Raw genomic sequence first — 25,957 nt, 5'->3', positions numbered from 1 at the left:
TATGGTGATTAATATGAATTTAACATTACAAAAAAAGCTAGAATTACTCCCGGATAATCCAGGATGTTATCTATATAAAGATAACATCGGAGAAATTATCTACGTAGGTAAGGCTAAAAATTTAAAAAATAGAGTTAAAAGTTATTTTACAGGGACGCATAATAAAAAAACTCAGACGTTAGTATCTAAGATAGAAGATCTTGAATATATAATCGTTAATTCTGAAAAAGAAGCGTTATTATTAGAAAATAACCTAATTAAAAAATATAGACCTTACTTTAATATTCGATTAAAAGATGATAAAAGTTATCCGTATTTAATGATAACTAAAGAAGAACATCCTAGATTATTAATGACTAGAAAATATAAAAAAAATAATAAAAATATCTATTTTGGACCTTATGTAGATATAAAATCTGCTACAGAGGTTAAGAAGATATTAGATAAAATATATCCATTAAGGAAATGTAATCCAGTCGAAAAAAGACCATGTATGTATTATCAAATTGGAGAGTGTATAGGTCCGTGTGCTAAGAAAATTACTACGGATGACTATAAGATGCAAATTTCTAAAATTAAATCTTTCTTAACCGGTAATACTAAAGAGATATTATCAGATTTGAGAACAAAGATGCAAGAACATATTAAAAATTTGGAATTCGAAGCTGCAGGTCAGATCCATAGTTATATCAAGTCAATAGAGGTTTCTGTCCAAAATCAAGTTGTAGCGGATAGTACTAATATAGACAGAGATTATATAGGATTTTCATTTAACGACGAATATATTTGTATCCAAATATTTTTATCAAGATTAGGTAATATAATTGAGCGTAAGGTTGAATATTTTAATTTGTATGATAGCCCGGAGGAAATTTTATATTCATATTTATTGCAATATTATGCATTAAATAAACTTCCAAAAGAAATATACATTGACGACGTTGATGAGAATTTACTTTCTGATGTAGTGGATTGTAAGATTATAATTCCAAAAAGAGGAAATCATAGAAAAATTTTAGATACTGTAAAAGAAAATGCAACGTATTACTTAAACAATAATTTAGCCATCGAAGAACTTAAAGAGCGAAAACTACAGGTCACACTTAATAATATTGCTGAAAAATTAGGTGTGCAGTCTATAAACAGTATAGATGCTTTTGACAATTCTAATATAATGGGTGTCGATGCAGTATCTGTAAAAGTAAATTTTACTAATGGTAAAAAGAATACTTACAACTATAGAAAATTCAAAATTGATGAATCGATGGGAATTAATGATGTGCAAACTATGAAGGAAGTTCTTTATAGAAATTATAAAGATAAGAAAACAAATACGGAATTATTAATAGTTGATGGTGGAAAGAATCATCTTAATGTTGCTATTGATGTAGTTCATAAAACTTTAGGTTTATCTCAAATTAAAATCATAGGATTAGCAAAAAATGAAAAGCACATTACAGAATATATTATTACTGATGATTATGAAATTATAGAATTTCCAAAAACTTCGGCAGAATATTTATTCTTAAAACAAATACAAGATGAGGTTCATAGATTCGCTATTACATACCATCGGGCAACAAAAAATAAAAATATGTATAAATCTAGTCTTGATGACATTAAAGGAATTGGTAAGGTAAGGAAAAATCTATTACTAAAATCATTTTCTTCGCTTGAGGAGATAAAAACTGCATCGGAAGATAAGTTGTTGAAACTTGGTATTCCGAAAGACGTTATAAACAACCTAAAAGAAAAATTATAAATTATTAAGTTATCCATATTTTCAAAAATAAAATATACGGATAACTTAATTTTTTTGAATAAATATGTAGTAATATTGCTAAAAGTATGATATAATAACTTAAAGAAATTATAAAAGTCGAGGAGGCAACTATGAAATTTTTATCATTCAGTTATAACGATAAAGAATTATATGGAGTAAAAGTAAAACGCGAAGAAAGTGCATGGGACTTAATTAAAGTACTAGAAGATTTCGATAATAGTGAAACTATACCACAAACTTTAAGAGAAGCAATTGAAGTATATGGTGTATCTTTTATAGAAAAAGTTAGAAAAGTACTAAAATTAGTTGAGGAAAGTAGTAATGCAGACAGCTATAAAGTACCATTTAGTAAAATAATTTGGCGTTCACCTATTACAAGAACACCAAAAAATATTCTTTGTGTTGGGCACAACTATGAAGCGCATGTTAATGAGCTTGGTGATGAGTTGGCAAAAACTCCTAAAGATGTTCTTATCTTTACGAAAGCTACAACAGCTTTAGCTGGAAATAATGAAGTAGTGCCATCTCATAGAAATATTACAGATAGCTTAGATTTCGGAGGAGAACTAGCTGTAGTAATAGCAAAACCAGGTAAAAATATATTAAGACCTCTAGTCTTAGATTATATCTTTGGATATACAATAATGAATGATATAACTGCTACTGACTTACAATATAAACATGGACAATTTTTCTTAGGAAAATCACTAGAAAAATCAGCACCAGTTGGACCGTATCTTGTAACTAAAGATGAAGTTGGTTCTCCTGAGTCTATGAATATTGTAACAAAAGTTAATGGTGAAATTAAACAAAATGCAATGACATCTGAAATGCTATTTAGAATCGATGATATCCTTGCAGAAGTTAGTAAAATCGTTCCTTTAGAAGCTGGGGATATCGTTGCTACAGGTACACCAGCAGGGGTTGGTTCTGCTCAAAACCCACCAAAATTCTTACAACCTGGTGATGAAATTAAAATTACTGTTGAAGGAATTGGTACATTAACTACGGTTATTGGAGACTAAGCAGAAAGGAAAAACAATGGCAAAGAAAGCAAAAGATAAACAAGTTACACATATTGAAAAAGATGATTTAAAGGCACGTCAAGCCGCAATTAATGAAGCTATAAAAGTTATCGAAAAAGAATACGGTAAGGGTGCAATTATGGATATTTCATCAGAAAATCCAATTAAAGTGGAGGCAGTATCGTCTGGATCATTAGCAATTGACTCGGCTTTAGGTATAGGCGGATATCCTAAAGGACGTATTGTTGAAGTTTATGGTCCTGAATCATCAGGGAAAACTACAATCGCACTTCACGCAATTGCAGAAGTTCAAAAAACTGGTGGGATCGCTGCATTTATAGATGCTGAGAATGCCCTAGATATTGAATATGCAAAAGCATTGGGTGTTGATTTTACTCCTGGTAAATTCTTCTTATCGCAACCTGACAGTGGTGAACAAGCACTTGATATTGCTGAAAAACTTATCTTATCTGGTGCGATTGATATAATTGTAATTGACTCAGTAGCTGCATTGGTACCAAAAGCAGAGATTGATGGGGTAATGGGAGCTAATCATATTGGATTACAAGCTCGTCTTATGTCGCAAGCACTTCGTAAATTAACTGGTCAAATAAATAAAGCTAATACTATCGCTTTATTTATTAACCAACTTCGTGAAAAAGTAGGAGTAATGTTTGGAAGCCCTGAAGTAACAACAGGTGGACGTGCATTAAAATTCTACTCTACAGTGCGTATAGATGTACGAAAAGGAGAGGCTATTAAAGGTGCTGATAGTGAAATTTTAGGTAACAGAACTAAAATTAAAATTGTTAAAAACAAAGTAGCTCCACCGTTCAAGATTGCTGAAGTAGATATTATGTTTGGCGAAGGAATTTCAAAAATTGGAGAAACTCTTGATTTTGCAGTTGACTTAGATATTATTAATAAATCTGGATCATGGTTCTCGTATAATGGTGAACGTTTAGGTCAAGGACGTGAAAATGTTAAAAAAGTCTTTGAAGAAAATGAAGAACTATATAATGAAATATATGCTCTTGTAAGGGAAGAGATGATGAATAAAACTGGGAAAAAGACTAACTCAGTTGTAGAAGAAGAGTCAAATGATAATATTGATGAACTTGATTTAGGGATAGAAACTTTAGGTGAGGTTGAATAGTAATATATGAATAAAAAATTATTTAAAATTGTATTATGGTTAATGATTTTTTGTATATTAGCAAGTGGATTTATTTCTGCTATAGCAATATTCTTATAATCTATATACAAAGTAAATAAAAGGGGTTGCCCCAAAAGTCATAAATTTTAAAAAAGTTTATATGAGAACTCATGAGCGCAGTGGTTTATTGATCTCTAAATTCGCTTTATAAAAGCTTTTTAGAGATATAATAGACTTTGCGGGGGTGACTCGACAAAATCGATTTCTCCGAAATCACGATTTTTGAGTCACTCCCTTTTATTTTGAAAATGTGATAAAATATTAATTGAGAAAAAAATAGGAGAAATAATAGTGAATTTAGTACAAAATATGAATGATAATCAGCTAAAGGCTATACTAAAAACAGAAGGAGCTGTAATGGTTATAGCCGGGGCTGGTAGTGGGAAGACACGTGTATTAACAAATAGAATAGCTTATTTAATTTCTGAAAAAAACATCTTAGAAAATAATATCTTGGCTATCACTTTTACGAATAAAGCAGCTAAAGAAATGAAAGAAAGAATATACGCTCTTGTTGGGGAAACTTCAAAATATATTTGGATAAATACATTCCACTCTATGTGTGTAAGAATATTACGTCAACACATTGAACTATTAGGCTATAATAAAAACTTCACGATACTTGATACAAGTGAACAAAAAAGTATTATAAAGAATATTATTAAATCTCTAGATTTATCAGAAGATGCATATCAACCTGCTAACGTATTAAAAATAATTTCAAATGCTAAGAATAGTTTAGTTTCAGTAAAAAAAATGAGAGAACAATCTCGCTTTGGTTTTATGAAAAATGTAGCAGAAATATATGCACACTATCAAAGCTATTTAAAGAAAAATAGCGTATTGGACTTTGATGACTTAATGCTTAAAACAATTGTTTTATTTAAAAAATTCCCTGAAGTTTTAGCGATTTATCAAAATCAATTTCAATATATTCATGTTGATGAGTACCAAGATACAAACGTTATTCAATATAGATTAATTAAAATGTTATCAGAAATACATAAAAATGTATGTGTTGTTGGTGATGATGATCAAAGTATTTATAGCTGGCGTGGTGCGTGTAGTGATAATATAATAAACTTTGAAAAAGATTTTGACAATGTTGAATTAGTGTTCCTCGATCAGAACTACCGTTCTAATTCTACAATTCTTGATGCAGCAAATGCAGTTATTAAAAATAATACCGATAGGAAAGAAAAAGCTCTATGGTCTGAAAACAAAGGCGGAGGGAAAATCTCAGTTTACGCAGCCTCTAATGACAAAGACGAAACTGATGATATAGCTAAAAAGATAGTTGAATTGAAAAAGGAAGGTATATCTTATAAAGATATCGCAATTTTATATCGAGCAAACTACCTTTCTCGTCAAATGGAAAATTCTTGTTTATCTTTCGGTATTCCATATAAATTAATTGGTTCTCTTAAGTTCTTACAACGTCAAGAAGTACGTGATTTACTTGCATACTTAAATGTAATTGTAAATAGAGCTGATGAGTTTAGCTTAAGAAGAATCATCAATGTTCCTAAAAGAGGAATTGGTGCTAGCTCAATGGATAAAATTGATAAATATGCTGAACAATACGGTATTTCCTTATTTGAAGCTTTAAAAAATATTGAAGCAGTAGGCGTGTCTAAAAAAATAGTAACCAACATCCAATTACTAACAAATCTGATTGAGAGATATTCAGAAATAGAAAGATATTCAATAGATGAATTAATTATAGGAATTTATAAAGATTCAGGTTATGAAAGCATGTTAAAAGAATCTAATGATCCTTATGCAGAAAGTAGAATTGAAAATATTTCTGAGTTGGTTTCTTCAGCTAAACAATTCTCTAGTATGAATGATAGTCTTATTGATTTTATCTCGGAAATGTCTCTGACATCTGATGCAGATGATGAAAATCAAGAAGATGCAGTAGTTCTATCTACAGTCCATGCTTCTAAAGGATTAGAGTACAAAGTAGTCTTTATAATGGGATTAGAGGAGAATCTATTCCCATCTATCAGAGATGCTGAAAGTAGTGCTGACGAGAAGAATAAGATGGAAGAAGAGCGTCGCTTAGCATATGTTGCTATTACACGAGCAAAAGAAAGATTATTCATGTCGTACGCAAACAGACGAATGCAATTTGGTTCTATCAAGATGAATAAACGTTCTAGGTTCTTAGATGAAGTCCCTAACAAACTGATGCATTTCGAATCTTCATTTGGAGGAAGTTTTGAAAGCACTGATTCAAATATGGATCAGGCTAATAAGTTTATTAGCAGACTTAGTCCAAAAATTAAGATTTCAGAGAAACCTAAGACTTTAGTTAGTACGAATTATGGTGTAGATGACATTGTACTTCATAAAAAATTCGGAGAAGGGAAAGTCTTAGACATATCTGCTGATAGTGTAAAAGTTGAATTTAGTGAGGTTGGTGTAAAAACTTTATTAATTGAGTATGCCAATCTGACAAGAAAGGATTAATAAATTATGAAACAAATTCAAGAAGAAATTTTCAAGCTAGTTTCTTTATTAAACAAATATTCATATGACTATTATGTTGAAGATAATCCGCAAGTTTCTGATACTGAATATGATACTTTATATAAGCAATTAGAAAAACTAGAAGAGAAATATCCTGAATTAATTTTAGAAAATTCTCCTACACAAAGAGTAGGGGACAGAGTACTTGATGAGTTTGAAAAAATTACCCATAAAGTACCAATGTTAAGTTTATCAAATACATTTTCTACAGAGGATTTAAAAGAATTTGATGCTAGAGTGTCAAAATTGGTTCCTAGGGAAAATATTGAGTACATATGTGAATTAAAAATAGATGGTCTTGCAATTTCTATTAACTATGAGAATGGTAAATTAGTTAGTGCTGCTACTCGTGGGGATGGAACTATTGGTGAAGATGTAACTGAAAATATAAAAACTATTTTTTCTATTCCAAAAGCTTTAAAAGATAATAGATCATTTGAGGTTAGGGGGGAGGTTTATCTTCCAAAGAAATCTTTTAATATTCTTAACAAAGAGCGAGAAGCAAATAATGAAGTATTATTTGCCAATCCTCGTAATGCCGCAGCAGGATCTTTAAGACAATTGGATTCAAAAATAACAGCAAAAAGAAGATTATCAGCGTTTATTTATTCAATAGTAGGCGATGATAGCATTGTTTCACAAGAGAATGCATTAAACACAGCAAAGGAATATGATCTTCCTGTAAATCCTAATTTCAAACTTTGTAAAAATATTGATGAAGTAATTGAGTATATTAATTACTGGACAGAAAACAAACAAGATTTACCGTATGATATTGATGGAATTGTTATTAAAGTGAATTCATATAACCTGCAAGAAGAGATAGGTTATACCCAAAAAAGTCCTAGATGGGCTACGGCATACAAGTTTCCTGAAGAAGAGCTTGCTACTAAATTATTAGATGTAGAACTTAGTGTAGGTAGAACAGGGATAATTACACCTGTTGCTATTTTAGATCCAATTTTAATCTCAGGCTCGACAGTATCTAAAGCATCTTTACATAATAAAGATATTATTGATGAACTAGATATTCATATTGGGGATATGGTAGTAGTTAAGAAAGCTGGTGAGATTATTCCTAAGGTAGTTCGTGTTATTAAAGAGTTAAGAGCTGAGGGAACTACAAAATATCAAATGCCATCTACTTGTCCATCTTGCTATCAGGAAACTTATGTGAAAGAAAATGATCCTTTTACAAGATGTAAAAATCCAGATTGTCCTGAGCAAAATATTAGAAGGATAATCCATTTTGCCTCAAGAGAAGCGTTAAATATCGAAGGACTTGGTGATAAAGTGGTAGCGACTTTATATGATAAAGGTATCATCGAGCATACCATCGATTTATTCTCCTTGGATGGAGCTAGATTAATTTCATTGGAGCGTATGGGAGAAAAGTCTGTAGACAATTTATTAAACGCCATTGAGAAATCAAAAGAAAGCTCACTTGATAAAGTAATCTTTGCACTTGGAATACTAAATGTTGGGAAAAAAGCAGGAAAGATACTTGCAGAAAAATATTTGAACCTTTCTAATTTTATGAATGCAACATTAGAAGAACTTGTTAATCTTGATGATGTAGGACAAATTACAGCAGAATCTATTTTAGATTATTTATCAGATGACAATAATATCCAATTTATAAATGATTTGATTAGCGTTGGAATGAATCCTCAATATGAAGTTACTGCAGTCAACTCTGATAATATTTTTTCAGGAAAAACAGTCGTGTTAACTGGTAAGCTTGTTGAATTAACAAGAAATGAAGCGAAAGAATTTTTAGAAAAAAATGGAGCAAAGGTTACTGGAAGTGTCACTTCAAAAACTGATTTAGTTATTGCTGGAGAGAAAGCAGGTTCGAAACTCGCAAAAGCTGAACAACTAGGTATTGAAGTAATTAACGAAGAACAATTTGCTAACATGGTAAGAGAGGTGGAATAATGGATAATAAATTACCGTATAAAGTTTTTGGTATCGTAATTGTGTTCGTATCAATCATTACATTTTTCATCATGAACTATAATTCAGTACCAGTTTCATTTATATTCTTTACTGTTAAATTACCTTTAACAATACTATTCTTCGTATGTTTCTTTATGGGGATAATCGCAGCTAGTTTTTATTGGTATCAAAAATATAAAAGTTTAGCTAAAAAATATGAAAGAACAGAAAAATTATTATTTACTAAAGAAAAATTAGAAGATAACAAAGAATAAAGTAAACTCACTGAACGAAAAGGGGTGAAAAAATGGGGATAAAATATAATTGGATTTATCCTAGTTATGATGAAAATTTTATAAAAGAGTTAGAGTCATATAGTATTTCTAAAAATATAGCTAAAATATTAAATGCTCGTAGTATTACAGACATGACCGTTGTCAAAAAATACTTTTCTGATGAATATGAAGAAGGTTATGATCCATTTTTAATGCATGACATGCAAAAAGCTGTAGATAGGATTAATGAGGCGATTGAAAATGAGGAGAAAATACTTGTTTATGGCGATTATGACGCAGATGGAATTACATCAACAGTCCTATTAGTCGAAACATTAATATCGATGGGAGCAAATGTATCGTCATACATTCCAAATCGTTTTGAAGAGGGATATGGACCAAATAAAGAAGCTTTTACTAAAATAATTAATTCAGGAATTTCTTTAATTATTACGGTTGACAATGGAATTGCAGGAGTAGAAGAGGTTGATTTAGCAAATGAATTGGGCTGTGATGTGATTGTTACTGATCACCATAAAATTCAAGATACTATGCCTAATGCTTATGCTATAATTCATCCTGAGCATCCAGATGGTGATTATCCTTTCAAGAAATTAGCTGGAGTAGGAGTTGCATTTAAACTAGCCCACGCATTATTGGAAATATTTCCAGATTTCTTATTAGATCTAGTTGCAATTGGTACAATTGCAGATATGGTATCTATTACGGATGAAAATAGAATCTTTGTAAAACAAGGTTTAGAGTTGTTAAATGAAGATCCACGAATAGGTCTTAAGATGCTACTTGAATTATCTAGTATTGATACAAAAATTGATGAACAAACAGTTGGTTTTTATATAGCTCCTAAGTTGAATTCTATAGGTAGAATGGATAGTGCAAAATTAGGATTAACTTTTCTAATGGCAGAAGATCCTGTAACAGCAAAATCATTAGCTGAGCAAATTGAACAATACAATATTGAACGAAAAAAAGTTACCGAAGATATTGTAAAAGATGTTATAAATAAAATTGAAACTTCTGATAAAAAAGAAAAGAATGTAATTATGGTATCAGGTAAATATCATGAAGGAGTTCTAGGTATAGTGGCATCTAATATTGTCGAAAGATATCAAAAACCTGTATTTATTATGAATGAGAAGGATGGTGTCCTTAAAGGATCAGCGCGAAGTATTTTTGATTTTAATATTTACGTAGCTATGAATAAAATCTCTGATTTATTCCTTGCATTTGGAGGTCATACACTAGCTGCTGGATTTTCTTTTGATGTGAGTAATTTTGATAAAATTGAAGGATTTTTAGATAATGAATTTGAAGAATTTAAAAAACATAACGAATTAAAATCAAGTAAGAATATTGATATAGTAACTTCACTTGAAGATATTAGTTATCAGTTTTTAAATTCCTTAGACGTATTAAAACCTTATGGTATGGATTTCGAAAAACCTAATGTATTAATAGAAAATGCAATGGTTCTTAATAAAGCATACTTTGGTTCTGAAAAACAATATTTAAGACTTACTATTGCAGATGAGGTTGGAAATTTAGAATGTATTAGCTTTAAAGATGTAGCAGCGTTTGATAAAGTCGAAAAGAATGACATTGTTGATTTGTTATGTACTTTGGATAAAAATAACTTTAATGGACGATCAAAACTACAGGCTCATATTATTGATATAAATATTAAGGAATTTTTATTTGAAGATTTGAGATTTATGAACTATGATATTTCAAAAATTGACAATACTAGTTTAAAATTGTCAAAATATAAGGATGATAAAGCTAATAATTTTTATTTGTACAAAGATATAGATAAACTAGATACTGAGTTTGAATATATTTATTTGCTTGATATACCTAATTCTAAAGATTATTTAGAAAGAATTACGAATTTAAATCCGAAAAAAGTATTTTTAATATGTGAAGAAAGAGAAATACTTTCTGACTTGTATCTTATTGACAAAGATAGACTTATTAAGTTATTTAATTTAATACTTTCGACAAACAATAAGCAAATAAACGTAGCTCAACAATTAGATAAAATATTATCAGTCTTAAAAACAAATGTAGATAGTTTAAAAATTATGATTCAAATTTTTAAAGAGTTAGAGTTAATAACTTTTGTAAATAATACAATAATACTAAATCCAAATTATAAAACTGTTGATTTGAAAAAATCTCCAAGTTTTGTAAAGATGGAAAGTATATTTGAAATGGAAAACTTGCTTTTAAAAGAGAGTATAGTAAATATCGATAAATTATTCAGTAAGAAGTAACTATATAAAAAGGAGAACAAAATGAAAATTTTATACTTTTGGGATGCATACTGTGGTTGGTGCTATGGATTTGATAAAATATTCACTAAGTTTTATGAAAATCATTCAGATGTAGAAATTGAAATAATTTCGGGTGGATTATTCTTTGGAGATAATAGCAAAAAAATCAAAGAATATGGATATTTCCAAGAAGGAAATAAAAAGATATCTGAAATGTATAATGTAGAATTTGGAGAAGAATATAATAAAGTACTTGAAGAAGGTGAAATGATATTAAACTCTGTTCATCCTGCAATAGCTATGGACGTTGTAAAAGAATTTATACCAAATTCAAAATTGTTAAATTTTGCTTATGATATTCAATGCAAATTTTTTATTGAAGGAAAAAGTCTTAGTGAAGTTAAAACATATGTAGAATTATCTGATAAATATGAAATTGATAGTTCTGATTTTGCCTTAAAATTAACTATTGCTTTTAAAAATGCCAATCCTATTCACTCAGATTTTATAAAAACACTGAACTTAGGGATTGAATCTTATCCAACAGCAGTATTAGAAAAAGAGGGCGAATTTTATGATTTAAGAGGTTATGCAACAGAACCTGAGGATATAGAAATACATTTTAACTTAATAACAAAAAGATTTTAAACGGTTATATTAATTATTTTTTCATTGTGTCAATTTTATGGACAAATTTTCCAGAGGTAATCCCTATGAATTCAATGATTTTTAAATCAAATTCATAGAAATTGCCTCTATTTTTTTTATATTTTTGAAATTTTCACTTGTATCTTATTTACTGTTATAGTATAATATGTTTATAATTAAACGATACTGATTATCAGTATAAAATTTATCGGAGGTATTCTATGACAAAAAAATATAATAGCAAATTCATAGCTGGGTTAGCAGTTCCTATCTGTTTAACAATAACTACTACAGGGATATCTAATCCTATATTAAATACAAAGTTAAATATCGCTTATGCTCAAGATGAACAAAGTAATGGATTTAAAGTATATGAGCCTGAAATTGGAGCAAGTGGTTCATTAGAATTTTATGTCGAAGGAAAAGATTCATCAAATGATTTATTTAATAAATATTGGAAAAATGTTGATAAACTATTAATAGACGGAAAAGATTTCGGTTTTAATAATCAAGCATCTGCTTCTAAAAATTATACATTGTATGGCACTACTGTATATATTAATAATAAAGATATAGAAGCTCATTATAATAAGCAAAAGAAACACAAAATTGAATTTATATTTAAAGATGGTTCAAAAGCTGTATATGAAGATGAAGGGTATGTAGATCCAACTACTAAACCAAAATTAATTAATGAAGGTTTAAAAATAACAGAACCACAATTAGATAATGATTCGCTAATATTCTTCTTAGAAGGAACTGATATTTATAAAAATTATTGGTCAAAAGTTTCTAAACTTACAGTAGATGGCAAAGACTTTGGTTTTGATAAACAAAACACAAATAGTAAATTTTATAAACTATATGATGGTCAAGTAACTGCAATAGATAAGGCTATAACAGATCATTATAAAAAACAAGATAAACACAAAATTGAATTTACATTTGAAGATGGTTCAAAAACAACTTATGAAGATACTGGCTATGTAGAACCAAGTAATGATGCTTCGACACCTACAAAAGATGCTTCAACTGATTCTAACAAACCAGCTTCAAATGCTAAATATACTATTTCTAAATTAGATCAAGGTAAAAACTGGAAAGATGAAAAACACTTAACTTTAGAGTTATCTGACACATCTGTTTATGATAATTTTGTTGATGAAATAGCAAGTGTTACTTTAAATGGTACAACTGTAAATAAAGATATATTTAAAGATAAAGTAGAAACATCTAAATATCTTGGTATTAGAATCTTTAACGAGGATTTAGTAAAAGCATTAAAAGATTCAGACAATAAACTAGAAGTTAAACTTGTTGATGGAACTATAATCTCGTATCCAACAGCAACTGATAAAAAAGAAGATACAAAACCTACAGAACCAAAGCAAGAAACACCTACAACTAGTGTTTCATATGCTCAAAAAGATTTAGTTACTAAAGTAGAGAAGAATAAATATGCTGATGAATTAAACATTACTCTAGCTGATGGATTTAAAGCAGAAGATGTTCTTAAAAACACTAAAGAAGTTATTATCAATGGAAAAACTTTCAACAAATCACTGTTTAGTAAAAACTATAATGATCAAATCGTTACTTTCGATGACGGCGGTGAAAGTCTTAAAGCATTTAAAGCTTGGAATTTTGATGGAGAAAATTCAATCATATTTAAAGCGAACGATGATAGTGAAAGTAAAGCATTTACTACTGGTAATAAAGTAGTCGAAGAAAAACCAGCAGATAATAAAACTACAGAAAAACAAGGAGAAAAAACTTATTCACTTACTGACAAGTTAGAAGATGGTGAATATACTTTAGGTTTTAACGCTTTATATGCTGATGGAAGACAAGGAACTTCTATGTTAGAAGGATTCTTTGATAAAAATGTAAAATTAGTAGTTAAAGATGGAAAAATGAGTATTACAATGTTAAATACATTATTTGCTCATGGTTTATATGATTTTGCAATTCAAAACAAGGGTAAATGGGCATCAGGTGTGAAAGAAAACTTTGGTGAGAAGAACTCTGCAGGTCAATATGATAAAGCGTTATTTACTCTTCCTGTAGAAGATTTAGACCAAATACATTTAGGTGGTGTTATTGTTTCTTATATGGGCTCTCTTGAGAGTGATAAAGGAAACTTTGATAAATATACAACCGTAAAACTAAAATTCAAACCTGAAATTAAAAAAGGATGGAATGGATTCGAGTTAGTTGAGAAAAACAATGAAGAACGTAAAAAAAGTGATGATCTACTTCAGAAAAAATTAATTGCTAATGGGGTAGATACTAACAAAGACGGTAAAGTAACAGAAGATGAATTAAAAAACTTTACAGGTGATATCAATATTGGTTCATTAGAAATTGATGGCAAAGTTGATAAGGGTGCAATTTATAATTTAGATTTATTAAAATATATGGGGCCTGGAGTTAAATCATTCTCTTCAGATAGCAATAACTTTGGTGAATTGCCAGAAGACTTATTTAAAAATGCAGTTAATATTGAGAGTATTAACTTAGGAGGAAATGGTGTTACTAAACTACCTGAAAATCTATTTGCTAATAACAAAAAATTAAAAACTCTGAACTTATCTTCAAACAACTTAGGTAATATCCCAGAAAACTTGTTTGCAAATAACCCAGAATTAGAATCTGTTGAATTCAGTCAATCATGGCTATCTACGTTGCCATCTAATGTATTTGCTAACAATAAGAAGCTAAAAACAGTTAGTTTGTCTAATAATAAAATAGTTTCTCTACCTGATGATTTATTTAAAAATAATTCAGCTTTAACATTCTTATCATTCACAGATAATGAACTAACTAAACTTCCTGCTAGTGTTGCTAATTTAACTTCTTTAACACAGTTATATGCAGCTAATAACAAATTATCATCACTACCAGATAATGGAGTTAATTTCACGAAATTATATACTTTATCATTAAATAACAACCATATCTCTAGCTTATCTGATGAATTATGGAAAACTTTAGCTAAAAATAAAGCAACTGTAAGACTAGTAAATAACCAAATTAGTAATATACCATTAGAATTAATTAAAGCAAATGGTAGTCTGCATATCCTTGATATTGCTAATAACAATTTACCAGCAACATTACCGTATAATGATTCCGATACAAAACTATTAGGAATTTCTCCTGAAGTTACGCAAGGGTATTACCCACAAAAACAAGCTATCGAATTGAATGTTGTAGCAAAAGATAATAAGATTACGATTCAACCAAAAGATGAAAAATTAACAATTCTAAATCTTTTACACTGGTATAGAGGTCGTTCTGAGTTTTATGGTGGGGAAGGTATCTTACAAGGTTTAGATAAATATAAAGAATTCCTAAGTAAACAAACTAAACCTATGGCAGAATTACTTAAGAGTGATGATTATGGTCGTAACTGGTATATTGTTACTAAGGTAGAACGTATCCGTGGTAATGAAGTTAAAGAACTTAGTTCAACAAGTGTTTCTAATGAAGATGATAAAAAATTAGAAATTACTGATAATGATATGAAAGCTGGAGATAAATATAGAATTACTAAAACTTTATTCGAGAAAAATGCTACAAATATCGATGATAAAATAGTTGAACTTGTAACGACAGTTGATGCTGATGTTAAAAAAGAAGAACCTAAGGTAGAAGATAAGAAAGATGAGAAGCCTTCTGAACAACCTAAGGTTGAAGAGAAACCTCAAGTGACGCCTGAACAGCCTAAAGTAGAAAAACCTCAAGAATCTCCTTCTGAACAACCAAGTACACCTTCAGTGGATGATAAAAAGAATGTAACTGATACTCTTATTGCTAAATTACCTGGTAATGAAGAAGTTAAAGTTCAATTTAAAGAAAAAGATGTTACTGGTATGAAATTTGTAGCTCAAAATTCTGATGAACAAAAAGTTGAAAAAGTTAAAGAATTAGTCAAAAATCTTGATGAAAAACTAAAAGTAGTAAAAACTCTTGATTTATTCTTTACAGATGATAAAGGAAATGTAATTAATAATAATGGAGAAGCTAGAACAGTTACTGTAGCAGTAATAGCTAATGATAATGAAACATTAGAAGTATACTATGTAAATGGTGATAAGTTACAAAAAGTTAAAAGTACTTACAGTGATGGAAAACTTACATTCTATACAGATCACTTTAGTACATATACTATTGTTTCAAGAGCCAAAGAAGCTAAGAATAATCCTTCACAAAGTGAAGTAGAACAAAGATTCAACAATATACTTCCTAAAACTGGTTTAACTGAAAATAGTGCAGGTGCTGCATTATTAGGTTTACTAGGTGTGATTTTATCTGTATTAGGATTTAGAAGAAAAAGATAATATAAATTAGTTTACTATTATATAAAATAAAAACGATAGATTTTAATTTTAGAATCTATCGTTTTTCGTATTAAATTATAAGATAAAGAATGTCATGAATAATATATCCAGAAAAGAGTATTAATATAACATTCATGTATATTCTTAATTTTTCTCTAAAGATAACTGAGATAATATTGATAATAATTACTCCAATAATCGCTCCTAGAGTGTTATCAATTAAATCTGTTATGTCAGGAAAACCAATAGTTAGCACATATTGTGTAGATTCATATATACAACTCAATATAAAAGCTAATATTATTGCTCTAAAACCAGAAGACTTAGGGTATAACATCTTTATGTAAAAACTAAATGGTATGAAGAAAAGTATATTTAATAGAACTTCCACAATATCAAAATAACTATATGGTATTAAGTTAACTGTTCTCCATGTTATTCCTGGATGAAGTAGAACTCGTGGATGATTTATCCAAGAAAGATTACTATTTTTTAATAAATTCCAATCCATTTTGGCCACTATTACCCATGAAAGTATGAATAAATACACGAAAAATAGAATAAAGGTTAATTTTCTGCTGTTAAGAAAAGATTTCAAATTATTCTCCTTTCATTTTTATTATTTTAGAATATATAGTAACAAAGTTTATTAAAATTAACTTAAATTATAATTTAATAATTAGCTGAACTTGATCAGCAATTATTCCCGCTTCACTTTTCAAATTAAGAGTAAAATTTTTATAGTCAAAAACATTATTTTTATCAAACATCATTTCGTAATATGAAGGGTAAAATACTGAGCCAAGATTTGATTCAACCTGTTTGTCATATTTACTCCACTTAATATTTACATCATTTTTACTCACTATTAACACTCTATACTTATCGTACACTTGACAGTAACAACCACTTATATTTTCATTGTAAGGACTATTTCCATCTGTATAATCTATTATAATATCATATGTATTTCCATCAAACTTATTAATTTCTTTTAAAATATATTCTATCACTGATTCTGAAAATGTAAATTTCATAATTTTGCCTCCGTGTTTAATAATATATACTCTATTTTATCATACTAATAAATCATAAAGATAGTATTTAGGATTACCTCTTTTCAGAACTTATAATAATGGTATTATAAATTGCTTATTTTCTTATTTTATAGTATAATAATTAGGTTAAGAAAACATTTAGGAGAAAATAAAAATAAATGAATTTAGAAAAATACATTTCAATCGTACCAAATTGGCCAAAAGAAGGAATCAGTTTTAAAGATATTACTACTTTAATGGCAGATGGAGAAGCGTACAAATACGCTACAGATCAAATTGTAAATTATGCAAAAGAGAAAAAAGTTGATGTAGTAGTAGGACCAGAAGCTCGTGGTTTCATTATTGGATGTCCTGTATCTTACTCACTGGGTATAGGGTTCGTTCCTGTAAGAAAACCTAATAAATTACCACGTGAAGTTATTTCATACGAATATGATTTAGAATACGGAAGTAACACATTAACAATGCATAAAGATGCAATCAAACCAGGTCAACGTGTTCTAATTACTGATGACTTATTAGCTACAGGTGGAACAATTGAAGCAACTATAAAATTAGTAGAAGAATTAGGAGGAATCGTAGTAGGTATTGCGTTCTTAATCGAATTAGATGGTCTAAACGGTATGGACAAACTACAAGGTTATGACGTTCTTACATTACTAAAAATGTAATCTACTATAATAATTAAATAATATGACATTTGAACTTATAGAAAAGAAATATCTAAAAAATATAAATACAAATGCTTATCTTTATGAGCATACAAAAACTCGCGCGAGATTAGTTTTCTTTGAAAATGATGATATAAATAAAAGTTTTAGCATTAGTTTTAAAACTATCCCTTATAATGATAATGGTATTTTTCATATTTTAGAGCATTCTGTTTTATGTGGTTCAGCGAAATATCCAGTAAAAGAACCTTTTGTAGAACTACTTAAAGGTTCTTTTAATACATTTTTAAATGCAATGACATTTCCTGATAAAACTATGTATCCAGTATCGTCTAAAAATGAGAAAGACTTAGAAATATTGATGGATATATACTTAGATGCAGTATTTAATCCAAACTTAAAAAATAATCCAAATATACTTGCTCAAGAAGGATGGCACTATCATCTTGAAGATAAAGAAGATGAACTAATATACAAAGGTGTAGTTTACAATGAAATGAAAGGTGCTTATTCATCAGTAGATGAAGTACTAGATCAATATGTAACGGAACACTTATTTAGTGATACTTCTTATAAATATTCTTCTGGAGGAAAACCAGAAGCTATCCCTTCAATTTCACAAGAAGAATTTTTAGAGACTTATAATTATAATTATCACCCAAGCAACAGCTATATCTTTTTATATGGTGATTTAAATGTTGAACAATATCTGAATCATATTGATAGTTATCTAAATAATTACGAGTATAAAGAGTATAGCGATTACAACTTAACACGTCAAGAAAACTTTACTGCGGATATTGTTAAACGTACATATTTTAACGAAGATGTAAAAGATAAAGCATATGTAGCTTATAACTATATTCTTGGTGATAGTAATGAGTTTAGTAAAATTGAGAATATCGATATAATAGATGATATTCTTCTTGGAAGTAGTAATACAGAATTTAGAAAATACTTCATTGATAACAATATTTGTGAAGATGTATATAGTTACATTCAAAAAGACCGTAAAGAAACTGTATACTCAATTATCTTTAAATACGTAAGCGATGATAAATTAGAAAGTCTTGATGCAGAATATAAATCTTTATTAAAAGGTATTATTGATAAAGACTTTGATTATGAGCAAGTTCAAGCTTCAATTAACAAAAAGAACTTTTCTATCAAAGAAGAGATTAATAAAACTTCATCACCTAAGGGTGTATCTTATGCTATTAGATTATTAAGAACGTGGTTATATAGCGAAGATAATATATTAGATGCATTTGATTTAGACAACGTAATTTCTCATTTACAAGAAAATTGTATTAATAAACAATATGAAACTCTTGCTAGACAGTTTCTAATTGAAAATAATAAACAAGCTATATTACACTTAATTCCTACATTAGAAAAAGAGAATAAGGAAAAAGATTTAGTTGAATATAAAGCTACTTTATCAGAAACTGAATTAGAAGACATTGTTAAAAACACTATGTTGTTACGAGAATGGCAAAATAGCATTGACAAAAAAGAAGATTTAGAAAAAATCAAAAGTGTTGATGCTAAAGAAGTAGAATTAAAAAATCCATTCGAAGAAACTTTCTTTGAAGAATACAAAGGTATAAGTTATTCGCACTATGATGCTGTTACTAATGGTATTTCGTATTCTAAATTACTATTTGATATAAGTGATTTCGAAGTTGAACAGTTACAATATGCATCAGTATTATCATATTTATTATTTAACTTTAATACAAAAAATAAAACAGAAGCTGAAGTTATAAAAGAAATAGGTGCAAATCTTGGTGGTATTAGCTCTTATGTAGATGTTTTTAGAAAACATAAGAGTGAAGAATGTGAAGTAAAATTCATAATCAGTGCTAAGAATTTAGTAGAAAAAGCTGGAGATTTATCTAAGATTTTAGACGAAACTACACTTAATGTAGATTTTGAAGATAAAGATGCACTATATAATGTTCTCTTAGAAATTAAGTTAATGCTAGAAAGTAGATTTAAAAATTCTGGTCATGCTTTTGTAGCACGTCGTATTAGTGGTTTTTACAATCCTCAAAGTAAACTTGCTTCATATCATGGAGAATATGATTTCTATGAGTTTATAAGCGAATTAGTAAACAAATACGAACAAAATAGTGATAAGATTAAAGAAAAGCTATATACTGTCACAAATCTAATTTTTAATCAAGCTAGATTATTAGTTAACTTTGTCGGTAATAAAGAAGAATATACTAACTTCAAAGAAACTATATCTTCATATTTAACTAAATACCCTAGTGAATTGAATAAGCAAAGCGGTTTTGAAATTAAATTAGAAGAACAAGGTTATTCTGAAGGTTTTTACTTTGATTCACTAGTTCAATACGTTGGCGTGGGTTATAATATAAATGATTACACTGGTACACACTTAGTATTAAGACATATCTTAAGTTTAGATTATTTATGGAATAATGTCCGTGTGAAAAATGGAGCCTATGGTTCTGGAGTAATATTTAATGCTTTTGGTGATTTTAATTTGTGGTCTTATCGTGATCCAAACTTAACAGAAACTCTAGAGATATATTACAATATTAACAACTACGTAGCTAATATTGATGCAGATGAAAAAGATCTTAATAAATATATTATAGGTACACTAAATTCATTAGATGTACTAATGTCACCAAGTGCGCAAGCCGCATATTCATTAAACAAATACATCACTAATTCCCCATTTGAAGTTTATGATAAACTTGTAAATGAGATAAAAAATACAACAGTAGAAGATTTAAGAAAATTAGCAATAGAATTTGAAAATATGAAATCTAAAGCATATACTTGTGTACTAGGTTCAAAAGAAAAAGTATTAGAAAATAAACAATTATTTAATAAAACAATAGAATTAAAATAGAAAGGTGCATGAATGAGAGTTCGAAATAGAGCAGATGCTAGAGAGCGTCTAGAGAATAGTCCAGTTGTATTTTTACAACCTAAGGATAATAAGGGGAAATGGAAAGAAATTTTTGGAAATGATAATCCAATACACTTAGAAATAGGAAGTGGAAAAGGTAAGTTTATTCATACACTTGCTGAAAAACACCCAGAAATTAACTTTATAGCTATGGAAGCACAACCAACTGTCTTAACATTTCTATTAGATAAAGTTGAAGAAACTCATAGAGAAAACTTAAAGCTTATTTCAGGAAATGCTGAAGATCTACTAGAATATTTTGCTGAAGGTGAAGTTGATCAATTATATCTAAACTTCTCTGATCCATGGCCTAAAACAAGACATGAGAAAAGACGCTTAACATTCCATACGTTTTTAGCACGTTATGAAACTATCTTAAATGGAAATAAAACAATAGTTCAAAAAACTGATAACCAAGGTTTATTCGAATACAGTTTAATGAGCTATGCTAAATACGGATTTACTTTTAATAGACTTTCTTTAGATTTAACTAATAGTGTCTATGAAGAAGAGAACGTTCATACTGAGTATGAAGATAAGTTTATTAGAAAAGGTAATAGAATCTACATGGTAGAGGCTGTAAAAGAAAGTAAATAACTTTAGTTTACATAAGTATAATTATGTAAACTAAAATGTTTATTGGTTTTCTTTGTATAAATTACACTAAAATTATTAGTTTATACCTTGATTTTAAAAAAGAATTTATTTATAATAATATTAATACAATTTAAAGGAGAAATACAATAATGATATCAGTTAATGATTTTAAAACTGGAGTTACTATCGAAGTTGATGGAAACATTTGGAAAGTAATGGAATTCCAACACGTTAAACCTGGTAAAGGAGCTGCATTTGTACGTTCTAAATTAAGAAATATGCGTACTGGTGCTGTTAACGATAAAACTTTCAGAGCTGGTGAAAAAGTTGCAAAAGCTCAAATTAACAACCAAAAAATGTCATACCTTTACTCAACTGGTGAAGCATATGTATTTATGGATAACGCTACTTACGAGCAAATCGAAGTACCTGAAGCACAATTAAAATATGAATTAAACTTCTTAAAAGAAAACATGGAAGTTTCAATCTTAATGTTTGGTGATGAAATCTTAGGAATTGACTTACCAACAACAGTAGAACTTACTGTAACTGAAACAGAACCTGGTGTTAAAGGTGATACTGCACAAGGAGCTACTAAAGCTGCTACAGTTGAAACTGGATATACTTTACAAGTACCTCTTTTCGTTAAAGAAGGAGATGTATTAGTTATCAATACTGCTGAAGGTTCTTACGTATCAAGAGCATAATTTAAGAATAATGATAAAACTCTCTATTATTTCGATGATAGAGAGTTTTCTATAAAAGGAGAAACTAATGAAATACGTACTTTTGCTTCGCGGTATTAATGTCGGTGGAAAGAATAAAGTTTCAATGGCTGAGTTAAAAGAGATGATTTCACATTTAGGGTATACTAATGTTATTTCGTATATAAATAGCGGAAATATAATATTTGATACCACTGATAGCATCGATACTGTAAATCAAAACATATCAAAGATATTGAATAGTTATTCATTTAAAATTAATAAAGTAATACTTAGTCAGAGTGAATATCTTGATGAACTTGAAAACTTACCGAGCTGGTGGTTTAACGATTTATATAGAAAAGATGTATTATTCTATACAAATGAAATAGACTATTCACTTATGAGAGCACGTATAGAACAAATGCCTCTACAAGATGAAGCTGTTCATTTTGGTAAATGTGCTGTGTTCTGGGGTAAATACAACGAAACAAGTTACTTAAAAACTTCCTATCATAAGTATTTAATAAAAGAAAGTTTCTATAAGTCTGTTACTATACGAAACTCAAGAACATTTGAAAAAATAGCTTATCTCTTAAAAAATAAATTATAAAGCGTTTACCTTTACTTATCTATACTAATAATGTTATAATTACCTAATGAAAAATTAAGGAGAATATAATGAAATTAGATAAGATATTTATTATCTTAGGATTAATAATCTACTCTTCACTGGCATTTTTTTTAGGAAATTATTCCTATAAATTATTGTTAGTTTTTATTGGTATTAGTGCTCTTATATTTTTAATAACAAAATTACATTTTGAGCCTTTTTTATCAATATTATTAGTAGCTATTATTCTAGGATTATTTTTAGGACTTCCCGCTAATACATTGATAGATTCTATAGAGAAGGGGACTGGATCTCTTCTAGGACATTTGTCATTAATATTAGGTCTAGGAGCAATGTTTGGTAAAATATTGGAAGAATTAGGTGCAGTAGAGATTACGGCAAAGAAAATGATTAGTGTATTTGGAGTCAAGAGAATCCAATTAGGTTTACTTATAGCTGGAATGTGTATAAGTTTTTCTTTATTCTTTGATGTAGCTTTTATTTTAGTAATTCCAATTATTCTTGCAGTAGCAAAGGAGTTAAAACTAGATAAAATATATTTAGCCCTTCCCGCAAGTATAGGGGTTCTAACTATTCATGCTTTATTCCCACCGCACCCTAGTCCGAGTATTATCACTAAAACATTCAATTTAAATATGGCCGAAGTATTTTACTATGGGTTAATTGTTGCTATTCCTACAGCTTTTATTGGCGGTTTACTATTAACTAACTCTAATTTAGTAAAAACAAGAGTTAATTCAGATATTGAAGAAAAGAATATAAGCGTTCTAAAGATTGAAAATCAAACTATGAGTACTACATTTGCTATCTTATTAATGTTATTACCAGTACTTTTAATTACAATTCCTACAATAGCTTTAGCTATACCTAATTTATCAGAAACAATAAAAGCTTTCTTAACAATTATAAGTAACCCAGTTACTGCATTAATAATAAGTTTATTAATAGCTATTATTGAATTAATGATAACAAAAGGTTTAAGAATAAGAAGTATTGTTCCATTACTAAGCCAATCTCTTAAAACAATTGCAGTGGTGTTACTAATTAATGGTGCTGCAGGTGGTTTAAAACAAGTATTAGTTGATTCTAAAGTTACTGATGAAATTATTAGACTGACTAATGGTCTTAATCTATCACCAATCGTTATTAGCTTCTTAGTAGCTGCTATACTAAGAATATCATTAGGTAGTGCTACAATAGCTGCAATAACAACACTTGCTATTGTCGAGCCACTAGTTAGTACTGTAAGTTACTCACCAGTGTTTATAATGTTAAGCATCACAGCAGGAAGTATGTTCTGTTCACATGTGAATGATCCTGGATTTTGGTTATTTAAACAATATCTGAATTTAGACTTTAAAACTACATTTAAGACCTGGACACTAGGAACAACAGTATCTTCTGTCATAGCGTTTATTATAATATTGTTTATAACATCGTTTGCATAAAGAAAATTATTATAAATTAAAGTTTTTACTTGATATTTATGTTAAGGTATGTTATATTATTAATTGTGTATGTAGTAAATGTTATGAATAAACTATTTCCAAAAGGAGGATTAATTCATGGCAAAAGTTTGTTACGTAACTGGACGTAAAGCTCGTTCAGGAAATACTCGTTCACACGCAATGAACGCAAATAAAAGAAAATTCAAAGCTAATCTACAAAAAGTAACAATTTTAGTAGACGGACAACCTAAAAAAGTTTGGGTTTCTGCTAGAGCTTTAAAATCTGGAAAAGTTGAGCGTGTATAATTAAGCGATAAACTTTAAGCTATCTAAGGAAACTTAGATAGCTTTTTACATTAATTTAATAATAAACACTATAAAAATTACAAAATAGGCATTTAAATCAATTCTGAGCGTTTTTAATGCTTTTTGGAATAATTATACAAAAAATAATTCTAGGACGCTTATACGGCGTTTAAATAGGTGATATTTTTTTATAGAGAGCAAAAAAAACACGGTAATTGGTTTTAATATTAAGAAATAAAATATACTATATCATATTTTGATACAAAATTAATAAATAATAATACTTAAAACAAATAGTATGAAAACTATAATAATAAAATTATCAGATTAAAAATATTAGGGGACAAATAAATATTGAAAGAACTAGCTAAATATGATACAATATAATTGTTCGTATAATACATATTATATGTATAATTAATAAATTAAAGGAGAATGTAGTAATACCAATGAATCAACGTGATTATTATAAACAAAAGATTAACAAAATACTTCCAGAGTTTCCTGACTACATAGAAGATTTTATTGATACATATTATGACAATTTATCTCCATTAACTTTGCATAGATATTTAGAAACCTATAAGAACTTTTTAAATTGGACTATCAGAGAAACTATATCTGATGCTGAATTTATTAAAGATGTCAGTCTTTCTACATTAGAAAATATTTCAAAAAAAGAAATGGAAAGTTATTTCAAAAGTCTATCTCGTGAACAAATTAATGGTAAATACCGTAGTCAGACTACTATAAATAACTATAAAGCTGCTATGAGATCACTTTATAAGTTCCTTACAGTAACAAGTGAAACTGAGCAAGGTAAAGCTTATTTCGAAAGAAATGTTATGCTTAAAATACCTATTAATCGAGTTAAAGAAACATTGTCTTCAAGATCAAAGAAAATATCAGAAAAGATATTTTTAGATTCTCAAGACGAAGAATTTTTACAGTATGTTGAGTTTGAATATGAAAAGACTTTGTCTAACCATGGTAAATCATTCTTCTTAAGAGATAAAGCAAGAGACTTAGCTATTCTAACGCTATTTTTAAAGAGTGGTATTCGTGTCAACGAACTTGCTAATTTAAAAGTAAAAGACATAGACTTTCTAAATAGTGAAATCAATGTTATCAGAAAAGGTAATAAGGTAGATACAGTAATAATTACCAAATCTGCTTTAGATAGACTAAATGAATACATTACTTCCCTACCTTTTAAACTTAATAGAGAAGATTATGTATTTATTAGTAAAAACAAAACAGGATTATCAATAAGAGCTATTCAAAAATTAGTAATGAAATATACAGATGCTTTTAATGTCCCAATGTCACCGCATAAATTAAGACACAGTTACGGTACAAAACTAGCTCTAAAAACAAATGGTAATATACCAATAATTATGACACAAATGGGGCATTCTAACAGTGATACATCAATGCTATACATTAATGAATCAAAAAAGATTATTAAGCAAAATATCGATAAACTTGATGATTAGTATTGAATTATATCTTCTATTGAGGTAAAATATAAA

General features: G+C 28.6%; 19 protein-coding genes. 17 read left to right on the top strand and 2 right to left on the bottom strand.

Annotated elements, in window-relative coordinates; translation table 11 throughout:
* Positions 1-13: 13 nt before the first annotated feature.
* From uvrC to ACO6OL_RS06290, 9 genes are all read left to right on the top strand, one after another.
* Positions 14-1,762: an excinuclease ABC subunit UvrC gene (gene uvrC / locus ACO6OL_RS06330; RefSeq protein ID WP_485502525.1), complete on the top strand. Its 1,749-nt coding sequence runs from the start codon at positions 14-16 to the stop codon at positions 1,760-1,762.
* 131 nt (positions 1,763-1,893) lie between these two features.
* The gene (locus tag ACO6OL_RS06325) at positions 1,894-2,808 is read left to right on the top strand and encodes a fumarylacetoacetate hydrolase family protein (RefSeq protein ID WP_485502524.1); all 915 of its coding nucleotides are present in this window, start codon (positions 1,894-1,896) and stop codon (positions 2,806-2,808) included.
* A gap of 16 nt (positions 2,809-2,824) precedes the next feature.
* Positions 2,825-3,964 (top strand): recombinase RecA, encoded by a 1,140-nt coding sequence (gene recA / locus ACO6OL_RS06320; protein ID WP_314160464.1) that lies wholly within the window; start codon positions 2,825-2,827, stop codon positions 3,962-3,964.
* A gap of 351 nt (positions 3,965-4,315) precedes the next feature.
* Positions 4,316-6,499: an ATP-dependent helicase gene (locus ACO6OL_RS06315; protein ID WP_485502523.1), complete on the top strand. Its 2,184-nt coding sequence runs from the start codon at positions 4,316-4,318 to the stop codon at positions 6,497-6,499.
* Positions 6,500-6,505: 6 nt separating this feature from the next.
* Positions 6,506-8,497 carry an NAD-dependent DNA ligase LigA gene (gene ligA, locus ACO6OL_RS06310; protein ID WP_485502522.1) on the top strand — a complete coding sequence of 664 codons (1,992 nt, stop codon included), beginning with the start codon at positions 6,506-6,508 and terminating at the stop codon, positions 8,495-8,497.
* A complete protein-coding gene (locus tag ACO6OL_RS06305) occupies positions 8,497-8,772 on the top strand; it encodes a LapA family protein (RefSeq protein WP_314160468.1) in 276 nt (91 codons plus the stop codon). The genes ligA and ACO6OL_RS06305 overlap by 1 nt, the downstream gene beginning before the upstream one ends.
* 32 nt (positions 8,773-8,804) lie before the next feature.
* A complete protein-coding gene (recJ, locus tag ACO6OL_RS06300; RefSeq protein ID WP_485502521.1) occupies positions 8,805-11,066 on the top strand; it encodes a single-stranded-DNA-specific exonuclease RecJ in 2,262 nt (753 codons plus the stop codon).
* 21 nt (positions 11,067-11,087) lie between these two features.
* Positions 11,088-11,714: a DsbA family protein gene (locus tag ACO6OL_RS06295; protein ID WP_485502520.1), complete on the top strand. Its 627-nt coding sequence runs from the start codon at positions 11,088-11,090 to the stop codon at positions 11,712-11,714.
* Positions 11,715-11,935: 221 nt separating this feature from the next.
* Positions 11,936-16,057: a leucine-rich repeat protein gene (locus tag ACO6OL_RS06290; RefSeq protein WP_485502519.1), complete on the top strand. Its 4,122-nt coding sequence runs from the start codon at positions 11,936-11,938 to the stop codon at positions 16,055-16,057.
* A 70-nt stretch (positions 16,058-16,127) separates the two neighbouring features.
* On the opposite strand, the gene ACO6OL_RS06285 is transcribed toward ACO6OL_RS06290, so the two are convergent.
* Together ACO6OL_RS06285 and ACO6OL_RS06280 are read right to left on the bottom strand one after the other, a co-directional pair.
* On the bottom strand, positions 16,128-16,607 hold the full coding sequence (locus tag ACO6OL_RS06285) for a VanZ family protein (protein WP_314160975.1): 480 nt from the start codon (positions 16,605-16,607) through the stop codon (positions 16,128-16,130).
* A 115-nt stretch (positions 16,608-16,722) separates the two neighbouring features.
* Entirely contained in the window at positions 16,723-17,094 is a 372-nt protein-coding gene (locus ACO6OL_RS06280) for an iron-sulfur cluster biosynthesis family protein (protein WP_485502518.1), read from the bottom strand.
* 179 nt (positions 17,095-17,273) lie between these two features.
* Between ACO6OL_RS06280 and ACO6OL_RS06275 the strand changes: the two genes are divergently transcribed.
* The 8 genes from ACO6OL_RS06275 to xerS all read left to right on the top strand — a co-directional run bounded on the left by ACO6OL_RS06275 (position 17,274) and on the right by xerS (position 25,921).
* Complete coding sequence (locus tag ACO6OL_RS06275; protein WP_485502517.1) at positions 17,274-17,786, top strand: adenine phosphoribosyltransferase; 513 nt, start codon at positions 17,274-17,276, stop codon at positions 17,784-17,786.
* Positions 17,787-17,808: 22 nt separating this feature from the next.
* Complete coding sequence (locus ACO6OL_RS06270) at positions 17,809-20,676, top strand: insulinase family protein (protein ID WP_485502516.1); 2,868 nt, start codon at positions 17,809-17,811, stop codon at positions 20,674-20,676.
* Positions 20,677-20,688: 12 nt separating this feature from the next.
* On the top strand, positions 20,689-21,333 hold the full coding sequence (trmB, locus tag ACO6OL_RS06265; protein WP_314160702.1) for a tRNA (guanosine(46)-N7)-methyltransferase TrmB: 645 nt from the start codon (positions 20,689-20,691) through the stop codon (positions 21,331-21,333).
* 149 nt (positions 21,334-21,482) lie between these two features.
* Positions 21,483-22,040 (top strand): elongation factor P, encoded by a 558-nt coding sequence (gene efp, locus ACO6OL_RS06260; RefSeq protein ID WP_314084269.1) that lies wholly within the window; start codon positions 21,483-21,485, stop codon positions 22,038-22,040.
* Between the two features lie 67 nt (positions 22,041-22,107).
* Positions 22,108-22,650 carry a DUF1697 domain-containing protein gene (locus ACO6OL_RS06255; RefSeq protein ID WP_485502515.1) on the top strand — a complete coding sequence of 181 codons (543 nt, stop codon included), beginning with the start codon at positions 22,108-22,110 and terminating at the stop codon, positions 22,648-22,650.
* A 68-nt stretch (positions 22,651-22,718) separates the two neighbouring features.
* On the top strand, positions 22,719-24,119 hold the full coding sequence (locus ACO6OL_RS06250) for a GntP family permease (RefSeq protein ID WP_485502514.1): 1,401 nt from the start codon (positions 22,719-22,721) through the stop codon (positions 24,117-24,119).
* 117 nt (positions 24,120-24,236) lie between these two features.
* On the top strand, positions 24,237-24,425 hold the full coding sequence (gene rpmB / locus ACO6OL_RS06245; RefSeq protein WP_003144993.1) for a 50S ribosomal protein L28: 189 nt from the start codon (positions 24,237-24,239) through the stop codon (positions 24,423-24,425).
* 449 nt (positions 24,426-24,874) lie between these two features.
* Positions 24,875-25,921, top strand: coding sequence for a tyrosine recombinase XerS (gene xerS, locus ACO6OL_RS06240; RefSeq protein WP_485502513.1), 1,047 nt, complete (start codon positions 24,875-24,877; stop codon positions 25,919-25,921).
* Positions 25,922-25,957 lie beyond the last annotated feature (36 nt).

The sequence above is a fragment of the Gemella sp. genome (genome assembly GCF_057272915.1).
The sequence above is the reverse complement of the archived record's forward strand: the minus strand, read 5'-3'. Positions and strand labels throughout refer to the sequence as shown.

Excerpts from the sequence above, each read along its gene's own strand:
- ACO6OL_RS06270 (WP_485502516.1), top strand. The coding sequence starts at position 17,809 with ATGACATTTGAACTTATAGAAAAGAAATATCTAAAAAATATAAATACA.
- recJ (WP_485502521.1), top strand. The coding sequence starts at position 8,805 with ATGGGGATAAAATATAATTGGATTTATCCTAGTTATGATGAAAATTTT.
- ligA (WP_485502522.1), top strand. The coding sequence starts at position 6,506 with ATGAAACAAATTCAAGAAGAAATTTTCAAGCTAGTTTCTTTATTAAAC.
- rpmB (WP_003144993.1), top strand. The coding sequence starts at position 24,237 with ATGGCAAAAGTTTGTTACGTAACTGGACGTAAAGCTCGTTCAGGAAAT.
- ACO6OL_RS06275 (WP_485502517.1), top strand. The coding sequence starts at position 17,274 with ATGAATTTAGAAAAATACATTTCAATCGTACCAAATTGGCCAAAAGAA.
- ACO6OL_RS06290 (WP_485502519.1), top strand. The coding sequence starts at position 11,936 with ATGACAAAAAAATATAATAGCAAATTCATAGCTGGGTTAGCAGTTCCT.
- ACO6OL_RS06250 (WP_485502514.1), top strand. The coding sequence starts at position 22,719 with ATGAAATTAGATAAGATATTTATTATCTTAGGATTAATAATCTACTCT.
- ACO6OL_RS06255 (WP_485502515.1), top strand. The coding sequence starts at position 22,108 with ATGAAATACGTACTTTTGCTTCGCGGTATTAATGTCGGTGGAAAGAAT.
- ACO6OL_RS06295 (WP_485502520.1), top strand. The coding sequence starts at position 11,088 with ATGAAAATTTTATACTTTTGGGATGCATACTGTGGTTGGTGCTATGGA.
- efp (WP_314084269.1), top strand. The coding sequence starts at position 21,483 with ATGATATCAGTTAATGATTTTAAAACTGGAGTTACTATCGAAGTTGAT.
- uvrC (WP_485502525.1), top strand. The coding sequence starts at position 14 with ATGAATTTAACATTACAAAAAAAGCTAGAATTACTCCCGGATAATCCA.
- ACO6OL_RS06305 (WP_314160468.1), top strand. The coding sequence starts at position 8,497 with ATGGATAATAAATTACCGTATAAAGTTTTTGGTATCGTAATTGTGTTC.
- recA (WP_314160464.1), top strand. The coding sequence starts at position 2,825 with ATGGCAAAGAAAGCAAAAGATAAACAAGTTACACATATTGAAAAAGAT.
- xerS (WP_485502513.1), top strand. The coding sequence starts at position 24,875 with ATGAATCAACGTGATTATTATAAACAAAAGATTAACAAAATACTTCCA.
- ACO6OL_RS06280 (WP_485502518.1), bottom strand. The coding sequence starts at position 17,094 with ATGAAATTTACATTTTCAGAATCAGTGATAGAATATATTTTAAAAGAA.
- ACO6OL_RS06325 (WP_485502524.1), top strand. The coding sequence starts at position 1,894 with ATGAAATTTTTATCATTCAGTTATAACGATAAAGAATTATATGGAGTA.
- trmB (WP_314160702.1), top strand. The coding sequence starts at position 20,689 with ATGAGAGTTCGAAATAGAGCAGATGCTAGAGAGCGTCTAGAGAATAGT.